The organism is Jatrophihabitans sp. (genome assembly GCF_036388195.1).
Taxonomy (GTDB): Bacteria; Actinomycetota; Actinomycetes; order Mycobacteriales; family Jatrophihabitantaceae; genus Jatrophihabitans_A.
Map to the genome: position 1 here is coordinate 1 of NZ_DASVSG010000054.1, position 13,788 is coordinate 13,788.

Below are 13,788 nucleotides of genomic sequence, written 5' to 3' on the forward strand. Positions count from 1 at the left end.
GGCAGCGGTGTCTTGCCGGTGCCACGCCTGCTCGCGATCACCGCGATGCCGACCACCCCACCGAGCAGGAACGCGGCGAATGCCCCGACCAGCAAAGCCGAATAGCTCAGCCAGCCCAGCATGGCCCCGATCAGGCCGGCCAGCTTCACGTCGCCGAAGCCCATCCCCTTGGGGTAGGCCAGCGCCAGCGCGAAGTAGCTGCCGAACAGCACGACGCCGCCGATCGCCGTCCGCAGCAGCGTCCAGTAGTCGTGCTGCCACAGCGCCGGTCCTGCCAGCAACAGCGCCAGCACCGGATAGGACGGCAGCACGATCGCGTTGGGCAGCCGGTGACAGTCCAGATCGATTGCCGCCAGCGCTATCGCGATCGCGGTGAAGTACAGCCAGGCCGGCAGCCCCGCCAGCCGTTCGAGGGAGTGCAGCCGCAAGGTGACCAGGACGAACGCCACACCGGTGAACAGCTCGACCAGCGGGTACCGGACGCTGATCGTCGCCGCGCAGTCGGCGCACCGGCCGCGCAGCGCCAGCCAGCCCAGCACCGGCACGTTGTGCCGGTTGCGCACCGGCGACTGGCAGTGCGGGCAGTGCGAGGCCGGCGTGATCAGCGATCCGCCATTGGGCACCCGGTAGATGACGACGTTGAGGAACGACCCGATCGCCAGGCCGAACACACCTGCCACGACGAGCAGGAGCCACATGGCGCAGACCTTCCCGTCGGCGGGTGCGGGTTGTCAGGGCGGGGGATGCAGGCGTCAGCATCTCAGGATCCCGTCGAGATGCTGATGACATTCCAGGTGTTGCTGGTCAGCCGGCCGTCCGGTGGCGGGATGTAGGGGATCCGCAGGCCGCCGTTGGCCGCCTGTCCGGCCCGCATGTTGTCGTAGTTGTAGGTCACCGAGATGCCGGGCATCTTGGTGCCCGAGCCCTGGTAGGGCCGGCCCTGGTACGGCATGCTGGTCGCGCCCCGGTGGTACTGGTACAGCCCGCCGTAGATGTTGATCCCATGGCCGATCTCGCCCCGGTAGAAGTTGTCGGCGATGAACGAGCCGCGCAGCGCGAACACGGTCGCGTAGATCAATCCGCTGCCGCCGTTGGTCATCGACGGGGCGCTGCTCGGCTTGTACATGTAGGACGGGTAGTTGTTGGAGACCGGCCAGGTCAGGTTGTCGGTGTAGGCCCCGCTGAGATCGTTGGGGCAGTACCCGAGGGTGGTGGCGCCGAGGGCGCCGTCGGTCGCGCAGGTCATCGGCCGGTAGATCCGCACATTGTGGGTGGCGATCAGCCCCATGCCGTTGCTGGTGTTGGAGACCGTGGGGTTGTTGTAGGTCAGGTCGTTGGTGATGACGATGTCGTGCTCGGCGACGATCGAGACGTTGGCGTTGGTGACGCCGTCGATGTAGACGTCGCCGTAGCCGTGGTAGTACGGGGTGACGTCGTTGCTCGGGTCGGTGTAGGTCTTGGCGGCGTCGTAGCCGCTGTCACCGGGCTGCTTGCCGTGCCACGGGAAGTTCTGGGTGGTGTTCATCGGCGAGCCCGCTGCCGCGCTGGAGGTCTTGCTCACCGTGCCCTGCACGATGGGGGTGGTGGTGTTGACGCAGTCGCCCTTCTTGGTCAGCGAGCCGCACACCACCCGGTCCACCTTGACGTTCCAGGGCTTGACGGTGGTCGTGTACCCCTTGCCGACCGTGGTCTGCATGAAGGCGCCGCTGGCGGCCTCCGGCGTCACCGTGGTGGTGGTGGGCGTGCCGGCGGTGACGGTCACGGTGTACCAGAAGGAGTTCGCGGTGGTGCCGACCTTCTGCGAGGGGATGCTCAACTCACCGGTGATCGCGGCGTCGATGCTGGCCGTGGTCGGGCTCGCCCCGGCCAGCTGGGCGTCGACCGCGGTCTTGATGGCGGTGAAGACGTCGTTCTTGGGGGTGCCCTTGCCGGTCTCGCAGTCGAAGTTGCGGCGCTTGGCCGGGGCGGCCGGGGACGGGCAGGCCGCGGTGGCGACGTAGGAGGAGTTGTCCGTCCAGGTGCCGGTGAGCGTGTTGGCGGTGGAGCCCGCCGGCAGTGTCAGGTTGGTGGTGGTGTTGAAGACCGGGCTGGCCACCGTCGCCTGGGTCGGCGTGACCGAGGTGGGGTTCTTGATGTAGATCAGGGTCCGCGTCAGCGGGACGATCGCGTTGACCACCCCGCCCGAGGGATCGGTGGTGCTCTGCCCCAGGCTGTCGAGGGTGTTGACGTTGCTGAAGGTGCCGGTGCTGCGGTAGCAATCGGACGAGCCGGCCGGGGTCAGCGGGCTGGTGATCTGGGCGGTCGTGCCGTTGACCTTGATCCGGGTCGGACCGGTGTAGACGCACTGGGCCAGTGGCAGCGCCTCGGTGGCGTCCTCGGGCAGCTCCAGCGCGTTGGACTGGTAGATCGGGAACACGGCGCCCGAGCCGCCGGTGGGGTAGTTGTCGGTCAGCTGGGCCGAGCCGTCGGTGCCGGGGTAGGCGCGGATGTAGCCGCCATTGGGGCCGGCCGGTTGCTGGCTGCCGTTGATCGCGCCGGTCCACACCGTGTAGGCCGCCGCGTCGAAGTTCGGCCTGCTGTTCTTGGAGCTTCCGGTGTCCTTGCCGCGATCGACCAGGTAGGCGTCCTGGCTGTAGACCGGGCCGTTCATCACCATGTTCGGTTCCATCGAGGAATCGCAGGTGTCGTTGTGGACCAGCGAGGCAGCGGTGCCCGACGAGGGTGTGTAGGTGCCGTTCTCGGTGAAGTAGGCGAAGGTCGAATCGGTGCCCATCGCGGCCTGGGTGGCGCTCGAGGGCCGCCGGCTGGCGTTGTTCCAGCCGGTGTTGGAGCCACGTCCGGGGCCGGCGCTGTTGGGGTAGTACAGGTCGTCACAGACGTTGGTGCTGTGGCTGGAGTCGCACAGCGGAGTCGTGCTGGCATCGACGTAGGTGCAGGTGCCCGCCCACTGCAGGGTGCCGGGCTTGCTCTTGCTGCTGATCGAGGTGCCGTTGAGGTTGGCCGCCGAGGTGACCTGCACCGAGCGCGCCTTGTAGAAGCTGTTGATGAACTCCGCGGAGTAGGTCTCGTACTTGGTGTAGTACTGGAAGTTGTTGAAGCTCGGCATCGCGTCGACGTCGGCGACCAGGGTCTTGATCCGGTACTTCGGGTTGGGCTTGCCGGTCGGCACCTGGCCGACCGACTTGACCCTGGCCAGGCCCGAGGTCGCGAAGGTGACCTTCCACCAGTAGGCCTCGACGCTGGCGACCCCGTCGCCCCCGGTGATCGGCACGCCCTGCTGCATCAGCGGGTCGGTGAGGCCGGCCTTGTTGGTGAGCCCGGTGGTCAGGCTCGCGCACTCGAACCCGACCGTCGGCGGGCAATGGGTGTTGACCCAGCTGAGGAAGCTTTCCAGGCCTGCCTGAGCGGCGGCGGTCGCCGCGCCGGAGTCGACGCTTGCCTTCGCGGGCCGGATCTGGCCGGTCAGGGAGGTGGTCGCGGTGGTGAGCATCAGCATCGCCATGATGCTGATCATCATCACCAGCACCAGGCTCTGGCCGGCCTCCTCGCGACGCAGCCTGGCGATCAGCCCAGCGCGCGCTGCCCACGGGCCGCCTCGCCGGCTGGTTGTCTTCCTCGTGGCTCTCATGGCGCTGCCCCCGGATCTCATGACGGGAACCCCGAACTCACCGAAGCCAGCGACGAGAAGTCCATGCTGCTGGTGTTGGAGGGATCGAGGGCGGTGAAGGCGATGGCGATGCTGCCGATCTGGTTGAGCGCCTTGTCGACGTTGAGCGCCGGGTTGCCGCGATAGGCGCCCGACGTCACGGCCAGCGAGCCGGCGCCGATGGTCGGGTCGAGCATGCCGGAGCCGGGTTGGCCGCTCTGCAGGCACAATCCGGCGGTGGGGGTGGTGCCGGCCAGGCAGCCGAGCTGGGTCAGGTCGAGCGGGCTGCCGATCCGCGAGTACGGCTGGAAGATCGGCTGGCCGCCGCTGGCCTTGGCGTTGAAACCGAGCTGGCGCACCGACTTCACGGTGGTGTTGTCGGCATCGAAGACGACCTCGATGAGCTGGCCGACGCCGGTGCTGGGCGTGCTCACCCGCAGCATCAGCGCCACCTTGGTGGTGGCCGCCGGCGCGGAGAAGGAGCCGCTGACAGCGGTCGAACGGTTGTTGAGGTTGGCGTAGAAGACGATCTTGGTGCTGGTGATCTCCTCGAACCGGTCTGCCTGGATGCTCGGGTCCAGCCAACCGGCCACCCGCAGCATCGAGGTCCAGCTGTCCAGGGTCAGCCGGGCGTCCCCGGAGTTCTGGTTGGTCAGCACGGTCTTGTACCCGGCATGGCTGGCGCCGACGAAGAACAGCACCGCCATGGTGCCCAGGATGGTCGTCAGGATCATGCTGACCATCAGCTCGGCGAGGGTGACGCCCCGGTCCTCGGCGCCGAGCCCGCGGGCGCGCGAGCGGATCGCCTGCCAGCGCCGGCTCAGCACGAGAGCACCGTGTCGTAGCGGACCGACCGGAACGAGCTGTCCTGCCAGCTGACCTTGACGGTCACGTTGCGGGAGGCGCCCGCGGCGCAGGTCGCGGTGGCGGCCGGGCTCATGATCGGGGTCACGGTGAAGCTGACGCCCTTGAGCGCGACGGTGGTTGCGGCGGCATCCAGCTGGCTCAGCGTGCTGTTCTGCCCGCGCAGCCGTTCGACCTCTTGCCGCGCCAGGTTGGAGGCGGCGACCCGGTTCTGGGTCACGCCGGTCAGTTTCACCAGGGTGACCAGGGCCATCATCACCGCGAACGAGACCACCGTGAACAGCGCGATCGACACGACCACCTCGGCCATGGTGAATCCGTCGTCGTCGCCCGGCCGGTCGTCCTTGGCCGAGCGGGCTTGCTTGACCTCCCGCACCATCCGGAGCAGGACACCGGCAGGCCCAGCGAAGGACCGGGAGGTCATCGTTGGGTTCATGCGGCGCACCTTCTCGGTATCGCTGGCGGATGGGAGGGATGGAATGACGAACTGGGCGGGCGGTCGTGACCACCCGCCCAGCTCGGACATCAGGGACTAGCTGGTGGTGGTCTGACCCGTGCTGCTGCTGTAGGTGTAGACCTTGTCGCCCGGGTTGCCGGCGGTGGTGGCGATGGTGTACGAGCCGGCGGCCGGGGTCAGCACGAGCGAGTTGCCCGTCGAGACGTTGATGGTGCCGGTCGCGGCGGTGGCGCCGGAGCCGCAGGTGATGGCGCCGCTGGTGCCGGCGATGGTGACGGCGGCGGCCGGGTAGTTGTTGCCACCGTCGGCGTAGCACTGCTCGACCACGGCGATGGCGTTGCGGGTGTCGGAGGCGGCCGACTTGTTCTTCGCGCCCTTCTGGTAGTTCAGGTACATCGGAATCGCGATGGCGATCAGGATGCCGATGATCACGACGACAACCAGCAGTTCGATGAGGGTGAAGCCCTTCTCACCCTCGGCGCGCTCCTCACGGAGCTGGTGCAGCTTGTTGAGCATAAGAGCCTCCTGGCTCGTTAGGAGTGGGGCGTCGGCGGGGGGCCAAAGCCTTGCTAGGTCACTTCACGAAGTTAAATCGGCATGATCTAACGGAGGCTTAGGGCCCAGAAGGACTATTTAGCTACGTGCAGTATCAATTTGGTAACTATGAGTGACGACACGCGAGCGGGTCGCAGCACCGCGCTCATGTCGTGCCGAAGCTCAGCCGGTCTGGATGTGCTGGTAGATCGAGAACATCGGCAGGTAGAGGCAGATCACCATGGTGCCGATCACGGCGCCGAGCAGCACCACCAGCAGCGGCTCCATCGCCGAGGTCAGCGACTCGGTGGCGGTCTCCACCTCGTGGTCGTAGAAGTCGGCGACCTTGTCGAGCATCTCGGTGATCTGGCCGGTCTCCTCACCGACCTCCATCATCTGCACCACCATGTTCGGAAACAGCGGGTGCTTGGCCAGCGGCCCGGACATCTGCTGGCCGACCCGGACCGCGGCCCGGACGTCGTCCATCGCCTCGGAGACCACGGCGTTGCCGGCGGTGCCGCCGACCACCTCGAGCGCCTGGATGATCGGCACGCCGACCGCCATCAGCGTTCCCAGGTTGCGGGCCCAGCGGCTGATGGCGAGCTTGGTGAACAGCATCCCGAACACCGGCAGCCGCAGCTTGAGCCGGTCCATCCGGAGCCGGAAGCTGTAGTTGGTACGCATCGCCCTGCGGTAGCCCCGCAAGCCGCCCACCGCGGCGATGAGGAACAACGGCAGCAACCAGTAGGAATTGTGCGAGAGCACCACCATGATCTTGGTGGGCAGCGGCAGGTTGCCGCCGAGCTGGGCGAACATCTTCTCGAACACCGGGACGATGAAGATGATGACGCCGGTGCCCAGCAGCAGCGAGAACAGCAGGACGATGACCGGGTAGGTCATCGCCGCCTTGATCTTGGCCCGCAGGTTCGAGTCGTCCTCGTACATCTTCGCGATCCGGGTCAGCGCCTCGTCCAGGAAGCCACCCGTCTCGCCGGCCTTGACCATGTTGACCATCAGCAGCGGAAAGTGGTCCGGGTGCAACGCCATCGCCTTGGACAGCGTCGAGCCGCCCTGGACGTCGGCGCGGATCTGGCTGAGGGCGAGCTTGAGCTTCGGCTTGGTCGTCTGGTCTTCCAGGATCGCCAGCGAGCGCAGCAGGGTGAGGCCCGAGGAGGTCATCGACGCGAACTGCCGGGACAGGATCGCCAGGTCCTTCAGGCTGGTCCGCTTGGCCAGTCCCGGGATCTTGATGTCCTTCTGCAGCCCCTGCCCGGTCTGCTCCACCGACAGCGGCAGCAGCTTCTGGTCGGCGAGGGAGTTGGCGGCGGCCTGCGCGGAGACGGAGTCGATCTTGCCCTTCATCAGCAGGCCGGAGCGGTCCAGCGCCTCATATGCGAACGTCTTGGTAGCCATGGTCTAGATCCTCGCCAGTCGCTTGAACTCGTTGGGATCGTGGGCCAGCTCCAGCGCGGTCGCCTTGCTGACCAGCTGCTCGCTGTACCGCTGCGCCAGGTGCTGGTCGAAGCTGAGCATTCCCGTGTCGGCCGAGGACTGCAGGAAGGACGGGATCTGGTGCACCTTGCCCTCCCGGATCAGGTTCCGGATGGCCGCGCTGGCGATCATGATCTCGCAGATGATCGAGCGGCCCATGCCGTCCTTGCGCGGCGCCAGCGCCTGGGTGACGACCCCCTGCAGGCAGTTGGCCAGCTGGGCCCGGATCTGGGTCTGCTGGTGCGGCGGGTAGATGTCGATCATCCGGTCGACGGTCTGCGCCGCGGACTGGGTGTGCAGGGTGGCGAGCACCAGGTGGCCGGTCTCGGCGGCGGTGACGGCGACCGAGGTGGTCTCCAGGTCACGCAGCTCGCCGACCAGGATGATGTCGGGGTCCTGGCGCAGCACGTGCTTGAGGGCGATGGCGAAGTCGGAGGTGTCCGAACCGACCTCGCGCTGGTTGACCACGCTGCGCGCGTGCGAGTGCAGGTACTCGATCGGGTCCTCGATGGTGACGATGTGCGCCGACCGGGTCTGGTTGGCGACGTCGAGCAGCGCCGCGAGCGTGGTGGACTTGCCCGAGCCGGTCGGGCCGGTGACCAGCACCAGGCCCCGGGTCAGGTGGGCGAAGCTCTCCACCGACCGCGGCAGGCCCAGCTCGTCGAGGCTGCGGATCTTGTGCGGGATGGCCCGGAACGCCGCTCCCACCGCGCCCCGCTGGCGGTAGACGTTCACCCGGAACCGGCTCACCCCCGGAATCGCGTAGGCGGTGTCAAGCTCCTGGACCTTCTCGAAGCGCTCCCACAGGCTCTCGCTCAGGACCGACCGGATCAGGGTCTCGGTGTCGACGGGGGCCAGCCGGTTGCGGCCGGCCAGCGGCTCCAGGTGACCGTTGATGCGCATGCAGGGCGCGATGCCTGCGGTGATGTGCAGGTCCGAGCCGCCCAGCTCCACGAGCATGGTGAGCAGTTCGTCCAGCTCGTTCTTCGCCTCGTGCATGGCGAAGGGCGCCTCGAGCGCGATCAGCGGGTTCATGAAGGTCCTTCGATAGTGGTGTCGTCAGTCGGGTATTCGGTCGGGGTCATACGGTCACCCGGAGCATCTCTTCGAGGGTGGTGAGGCCGTCGAGGGCTTTGCGCAGGCCGTCATCGCGCAGCGTCACCATGCCCTCGGCCAGGGCGACCTTCTTGATCTCGCTGGCCGAGGCGTGCTCGACGGCCATCCGCTCGATCTGCTCGGAGACCGGCATGACCTCGTTCAACGCGAGCCGGCCGCGGTAGCCGGTCTGCGCGCAGGACCGGCAGCCGACGGCCTGGTACAGGAAGCCGGGCTCGCCGAACTCCTCGAAGTTCCAGTGCACCGCCGCCAGCTCCTTCTGGCTCGGCGTGTACTTCTCCTTGCACCATTCGCACAGCCGGCGGGACAGCCGCTGGGCCAGCACCGCGTCCAGCGACGAGCCGACCAGGAAGGGCTCGATGCCCATCTCGACCAGCCGGGGGATCGCGCTGGGCGCGTCGTTGGTGTGCAGGGTGGAGAGCACCAGGTGGCCGGTGAGGGCGGCCTCGACGGCCAGCTGGGCGGTGGCCCGGTCCCGGATCTCACCGATCAGCACCACGTCGGGGTCCGATCGCAGGATCGCCGGCAGCACGGCGGCGAAGGTCAGCCCGGCCTTCGGGTTCACCTGCACCTGGTTGATGCCGTCCATCCGGTACTCGACCGGATCCTCGACGGTGATCACGTTGACTTCGGGGCGGGCGATCTCGCCCAGGGTGGCGTACAGGGTGGTGGACTTGCCCGAGCCGGTGGGGCCGGTGACCAGCACCATGCCGTGCGGCTTGCGGAAGCTCTCGGAGAACCGTCCGTAGTTGTAGTCGGTGAACCCGAGCTTGCGCAGCTCCAGGTCGATGCCGCCGGTGTCCAGCACCCGGAGCACCACCTTCTCACCCCACACGGTGGGCAGGGTGGCCGAGCGCAGGTCGACGCTGCGCCCGCCGAGGTCCCGGGTGATCCGGCCGTTCTGCGGCACCCGGCGCTCGGTGATGTCCAGGCCGGACAGGATCTTCAGGCGCGAGATCAGCGCGGCCTGGATGCCCCGCGGCACGGCGTCCACCTCGTGCAGCACGCCGTCGATGCGGAGCCGGATCTTGAGGTCGAACTCGCTCGGCTCCAGGTGGATGTCCGAGGCCCGGGAGCTGATCGCGCGCTCCAGCAGGGAGTTGACGTACCGGACGACCGGGGCGTCCTCGTTGACGGAGTTCAGGCCGTCCGCGTCGCCGGTGCCGTCCTCGGCCTCGGCCTGGGCGGCGGCCTCGTCCAGGTCGGTGCTGGCGCGGGTGTAGCGGTCCAGCAGCCGGTTGAGGTCTTCCTTGGTGACCACCATCGGCCGGACCATCAGGCCGGTGGCAGCCCGGATGTCGTCCAGGGCGAGCACGTCGCCGGGATCTCCGACGGCCACCGTGATGGTGGTGTCGGTGACCGCGATCGGGAACATGTTGTGCCGGCGGGCCAGGGTGAGCGGGACTCTCGCCATCGCGAGCGGGTCCACCGGGAAGCTCGAGAGCTCGACCGCTTCCACGCCGTAGGCGTCGGCGGTGGCCAGCGCCAGCTGGAGATCGGTGATGATCTGGTCGTCGACCAGGACCGAGCGCAGCGGCCGGCCGCTGATCTTGGCGGTCTCGATGGCCCGGTCGAGGACGCCGTCATCCAGGCCACGTCCGCGCAATGCGGTGACGATGGTGCGCAGTGCGGGATCCATGGCTCCTCCGGAAAGCGGATGGCGGACCTACCGCACCTGGTGACCGGGGGGATTTATCACCGGGCGCGGTAGGTACCACCTGATTTCCTATCGGGGGCTTCCCGCCGGATCTGAGCGGTCAGCGGAAATCGCGGGAGGTGGTGCGCAGGCCCAGGTTGAGCGGCTCGATCCGCTCGGCCACCACGTTCAGCACGCCGTCGGCCCGCTCCAGCATGCCGCGGATCAGCAGGCCGCCGGACCCCACGGCGACCTTGCGGTGGCGCTGCCAGACCACCGGGTCGCAGATGACGTTGATCATTCCGAACTCGTCCTCGAGGTTGACGAAGATGACCCCGCGGGCGGTGGCCGGACGCTGCCGGTGGGTGACGATGCCGCCCACGGTGACCCTGGTCCGGTCCGGCAGCCGGCGCAGCTGGGCGGAGGAGATCACGCCGAGGGAGTCCAGCCGCTCCCGGATCATGGCGGTGGGATAGCGATCGCGGGTGATGCCGGTGGCCCACAGATCGGCCATCAGCTGTTCCGGCTCGGACATCTCCGGCAGCGCCGGGATGTGCTCCTCGCTGGGCGCCGGCAGGTCCAGCTGACCCGGGCGGTAGTCCGCGGCCGCGCCGGCCACCCAGAGCGCCTCACGACGGCTGACGCCCAGGGACTCCACGGCGCCGGCGGTGGCCAGCGCTTCCAGCTGGGTGGTGTTCAGCCCGATCCGGCGGGCGAGCTCGGTCATGCTGGTGTAGTTGCCGTGCTCGCGCTCGGCGACGATCCGCTCGGCCAGCTCGGCGCTGATCGACCGGACGCTGGAGAGCCCCAGCCGGACCGCCGGCTGCCGCGGCCCGGGGCCGGAGTAGCTGGACTCGCCTTCGGAGGCGTCCTGCAGGCTGGCCGCGGCCAGCGAGGAGTTGATGTCCGGGCCGCGCACGGCGACCCCGTGCCGCTTGGCGTCCTGCACCAGCGATTGCGGGGAGTAGAAGCCCATCGGCTGCGCGTTGAGCAGCGCCGCGCAGAACGCCGCCGGGTAGTACAGCTTCAGCCAGGACGAGGCGTAGACCAGGAACGCGAAGCTGATCGAGTGGCTCTCGGCGAAGCCGAAGGCGGCGAACGCCTTGATCTTGGTGTAGATGTCGTCGGCCACCGCGCCGGTGATGCCGTTGGCCCGCATGCCCTCGTAGAGCCGGTCGCGCAGCCGGGCCATCTTCTCCTCGCTGCGCTTGGAGCCCATCGCCCGGCGGACCTGGTCGGCCTCGGCCGCGCTGCAGCCGGCCGCGTCGATGGCCAGGCGCATCAGCTGCTCCTGGAACAGCGGGATGCCGAGGGTGCGCTCCAGCGCCGGTTGCAGGATCGGGTGCGGGTACGTCACCGGCTCCAGGCCGTTCTTGCGGCGCAGGTAGGGATGCACCGAGTCGCCCTGGATGGGGCCCGGACGGATCAGCGCGATCTCGATGACCAGGTCGTAGAAGGTGCGCGGCTTGAGCCGGGGCAGCGTCGCCATCTGGGCCCGGGACTCGACCTGGAACACCCCGACGGTGTCGGCGGCGCACAACATGTCATAGACCTTGGGGTCCTCGGGCGGGATCTCGTGCAGGCCGTACCGGTGGCCGTGGTGGGCCTCCACGAAATCGAAGCAGTACTTCAGCGCCGACAGCATGCCCAGGCCCAGCAGGTCGAACTTCACCAGGCCGGTGGCGGCGCAGTCGTCCTTGTCCCACTGCAGGACGGTCCGGCCGGGCATCCTGCCCCACTCGACCGGGCACACCTCGATCACCGGACGGTCGCAGATCACCATGCCGCCGGAGTGGATGCCGAGGTGGCGCGGGGCGTGCTGCAGTTGCTCGGCCAGGGCGAGCACCTGCTCGGGCACCGCGTCGGGATCGTCGTCCTGTCGGGACGTGCCGGGTGGCTGGGCTTTCTCGGGTTGTTGGGTAGCGGCTTCCTGGCTGGGCTCGGCCCAGTAGTAGCTGGACTCCATCTGCTTGCTCCAGGCGTCCTGCTGGCCGGGGGCGTAGCCCAGCGCCCGGGCGATGTCGCGGACCGCCGAGCGCGGCCGGTAGGTGATGACGTTGGCGACCTGCGCCGCGTGCTGGCGGCCGTGCCGGGCGTAGACGTGCTGGATGACCTCCTCGCGCCGGTCGGACTCGATGTCGATGTCGATGTCGGGTGGCCCGTCCCGCTCGGGCGCCAGGAACCGCTCGAACAGCAGGTTGTGCCCGACCGCGTCGACGGCGGTGATGCCGATGGCGAAGCAGACCGCGGAGTTGGCGGCCGAGCCGCGGCCCTGGCAGAGGATGCCCCGTTCGCGGCAGAACTGGGTCAGCTCCCAGACCACCAGGAAGTAGCCCGGAAAGCCGAGCTCGTCGATGATCGCCAGCTCGTGTTCGAGCTGGCGGTAGGCGCGGTCGGTGGCCGGGCCGGGCGGGCCGTACCGGGTGCGGGCACCTTCGTAGGTCAGCTGCCGCAGGTAGCCCATCTCGGTTCCGTCGCCGATGCCGTCGGGCACCGGGAACGGCGGTAGGTTCGGCGCCACCAGCCGCAACGGAAAGGCCAGCTCGGCGCCGAGCCGGGCCGCGGTGGCAACAGCCTGCGGGTAGTGGCGGAACCGGGCCGCGAGCTCGGCCCCGGACCGCAGGTGCTGGCCGGCCCAGCCGGGCAGCCAGCCGTCCAGGGCGTCCATGCTGGTGCGGGCCCGGACCGCGGCCATCGCGGTGGCCAGCGGCCGGTTGCGCGGGGCGGCGTAGTGCGCGGCGGTGCTGGCGATCAACTGCAGCCGCTGCTCGCCGGCGAGTTCGGCCAGCGCTGCGTAGCGCTCGTCGGCCAGCGGTTCCAGGGCGTGGGTGAGCTCGACGGCGACGTTGTCCCGGCCGAACCGGTCGACGAGCTCCGCCAGCGCGTGCCGGGCCGGGTCCAGGGCGAACGTGCCGTAGTCCGGTTCGAGCGCCTGCCGGACGCTGCCCTTGCGGCAGCCGGTGAGGATCAGCCAGTTGTCGTTGCAGAGCCCGGTCAGTTCATCCAGGTCATAGACCGGCCGGCCCTTGGCGCCGCCGCGCAGGTTCGCCTGGCTGATCGCCCGGCACAGGCTGGCGTAGCCGGCCGGGTTGCGGGCCAGCACCAGCAGGTGGGTGCCGGGCGGGTCCGGGACGCCGGTGCGGGCGGCGATCGAGCGCTCGGTGCGGGTGCGCGGCAGCTCGATGCCGGTGTTGAGCTCGGCGCCGAACACCGTGGGCAGCCCCAGGGCGTCGGCGGCCTCGGCGAACCGGGCGACGCCGTACATGCCGTCGTGGTCGGTGAGCGCCAGGGCTTGCAGGCCCAGGGCGACGGCCTCCTCGACCAGCTGTTCGGGGTCGCAGGAGCCGTCCAGGAAGGAGAAGGAGGAGTGGGCGTGCAGCTCGGCGTAGGGGACGGGGCTGTCGCCGGCCAGCGGGATCGCTGGCGCCTCGTAGGCGGGCCGCTTGCGGCTCCAGGCGGGGGAATCGCCGCCGTCGGGCTCGCGGTCGCTGCCGTGGCCCCGGCGCCGGGAGAGCTCCAGCGGGGCAGGGTCGATGCCCGGGCCGTCGTGCTCGCCATCGCCGTCGCTGTGGTCGGGGGCCTGATAGGGCGGGTCGTCAGGGCTCGGGCGTCCCGATAGCCGGCGTTCCAGCTCGCGCCACGGCACCACGGGATTGTTGAAGCCCATAGACGAAGTGTACTGAACATATGTTCGAATATATCTAGCTGGCCCAGGGGACTTTCCCAGTTCCGCCTTCCTGACGCACTCCCTGGCTCATCCTGCAAGACTTGCTAGGGGCAACATGGTGCTTGACGTCCTTGACGGTCCCGGCACGCAGCGACGTACACTGCTACTTGACGCACTTGACGATTAGAGGTTGAAATGGCAAGCCGTACGGGGCGGGGCTCATCGGCAGCCGGCAACGCGGTCAGCGCGGCGGTACAGGCGCCAGCACGAATCGACACCCTCGCCTACGTCAGCCATCGCCCGAGCGCTCCAGGTCCTGTTCCCGCAGGCAAGCTCGGCACGCGGAAGGATCTGCTGCTGTCCAGCGTCCTCAGCGC

General features: G+C 68.8%; 9 protein-coding genes. All 9 read right to left on the reverse strand.

What is annotated here, in order from left to right:
• The coding region (locus VF612_RS05170; RefSeq protein ID WP_408658780.1) for a prepilin peptidase at nucleotides 1–698 on the reverse strand (698 nt) is incomplete at its 3' end.
• 62 nt (nucleotides 699–760) lie between these two features.
• Nucleotides 761–3,628, reverse strand: coding sequence for a hypothetical protein (locus VF612_RS05175; protein ID WP_408658781.1), 2,868 nt, complete (start codon nucleotides 3,626–3,628; stop codon nucleotides 761–763).
• A 17-nt stretch (nucleotides 3,629–3,645) separates the two neighbouring features.
• Nucleotides 3,646–4,473: a hypothetical protein gene (locus tag VF612_RS05180; RefSeq protein ID WP_408658782.1), complete on the reverse strand. Its 828-nt coding sequence runs from the start codon at nucleotides 4,471–4,473 to the stop codon at nucleotides 3,646–3,648.
• Entirely contained in the window at nucleotides 4,467–4,946 is a 480-nt protein-coding gene (locus VF612_RS05185) for a type IV pilus modification PilV family protein (RefSeq protein WP_408658783.1), read from the reverse strand. Before VF612_RS05185 ends, VF612_RS05180 begins: the two co-directional genes overlap by 7 nt.
• 96 nt (nucleotides 4,947–5,042) lie before the next feature.
• Nucleotides 5,043–5,483 carry a prepilin-type N-terminal cleavage/methylation domain-containing protein gene (locus VF612_RS05190; RefSeq protein WP_408658784.1) on the reverse strand — a complete coding sequence of 147 codons (441 nt, stop codon included), beginning with the start codon at nucleotides 5,481–5,483 and terminating at the stop codon, nucleotides 5,043–5,045.
• Nucleotides 5,484–5,684: 201 nt separating this feature from the next.
• Complete coding sequence (locus VF612_RS05195; RefSeq protein ID WP_408658785.1) at nucleotides 5,685–6,914, reverse strand: type II secretion system F family protein; 1,230 nt, start codon at nucleotides 6,912–6,914, stop codon at nucleotides 5,685–5,687.
• A gap of 3 nt (nucleotides 6,915–6,917) precedes the next feature.
• Nucleotides 6,918–8,027 (reverse strand): type IV pilus twitching motility protein PilT, encoded by a 1,110-nt coding sequence (locus VF612_RS05200; RefSeq protein ID WP_408658786.1) that lies wholly within the window; start codon nucleotides 8,025–8,027, stop codon nucleotides 6,918–6,920.
• A gap of 46 nt (nucleotides 8,028–8,073) precedes the next feature.
• Nucleotides 8,074–9,747, reverse strand: a complete 1,674-nt coding sequence (locus VF612_RS05205) for a GspE/PulE family protein (protein WP_408658787.1) — start codon at nucleotides 9,745–9,747, stop codon at nucleotides 8,074–8,076.
• A gap of 118 nt (nucleotides 9,748–9,865) precedes the next feature.
• Nucleotides 9,866–13,411: an error-prone DNA polymerase gene (locus tag VF612_RS05210; RefSeq protein ID WP_408658788.1), complete on the reverse strand. Its 3,546-nt coding sequence runs from the start codon at nucleotides 13,409–13,411 to the stop codon at nucleotides 9,866–9,868.
• Nucleotides 13,412–13,788 lie beyond the last annotated feature (377 nt).

Coding starts and splice junctions, on each gene's coding strand:
- VF612_RS05175 (WP_408658781.1), bottom strand. CDS start 3,628: ATGAGAGCCACGAGGAAGACAACCAGCCGGCGAGGCGGCCCGTGGGCA.
- VF612_RS05185 (WP_408658783.1), bottom strand. CDS start 4,946: ATGAACCCAACGATGACCTCCCGGTCCTTCGCTGGGCCTGCCGGTGTC.
- VF612_RS05190 (WP_408658784.1), bottom strand. CDS start 5,483: ATGCTCAACAAGCTGCACCAGCTCCGTGAGGAGCGCGCCGAGGGTGAG.
- VF612_RS05195 (WP_408658785.1), bottom strand. CDS start 6,914: ATGGCTACCAAGACGTTCGCATATGAGGCGCTGGACCGCTCCGGCCTG.
- VF612_RS05200 (WP_408658786.1), bottom strand. CDS start 8,027: ATGAACCCGCTGATCGCGCTCGAGGCGCCCTTCGCCATGCACGAGGCG.
- VF612_RS05205 (WP_408658787.1), bottom strand. CDS start 9,747: ATGGATCCCGCACTGCGCACCATCGTCACCGCATTGCGCGGACGTGGC.
- VF612_RS05210 (WP_408658788.1), bottom strand. CDS start 13,411: ATGGGCTTCAACAATCCCGTGGTGCCGTGGCGCGAGCTGGAACGCCGG.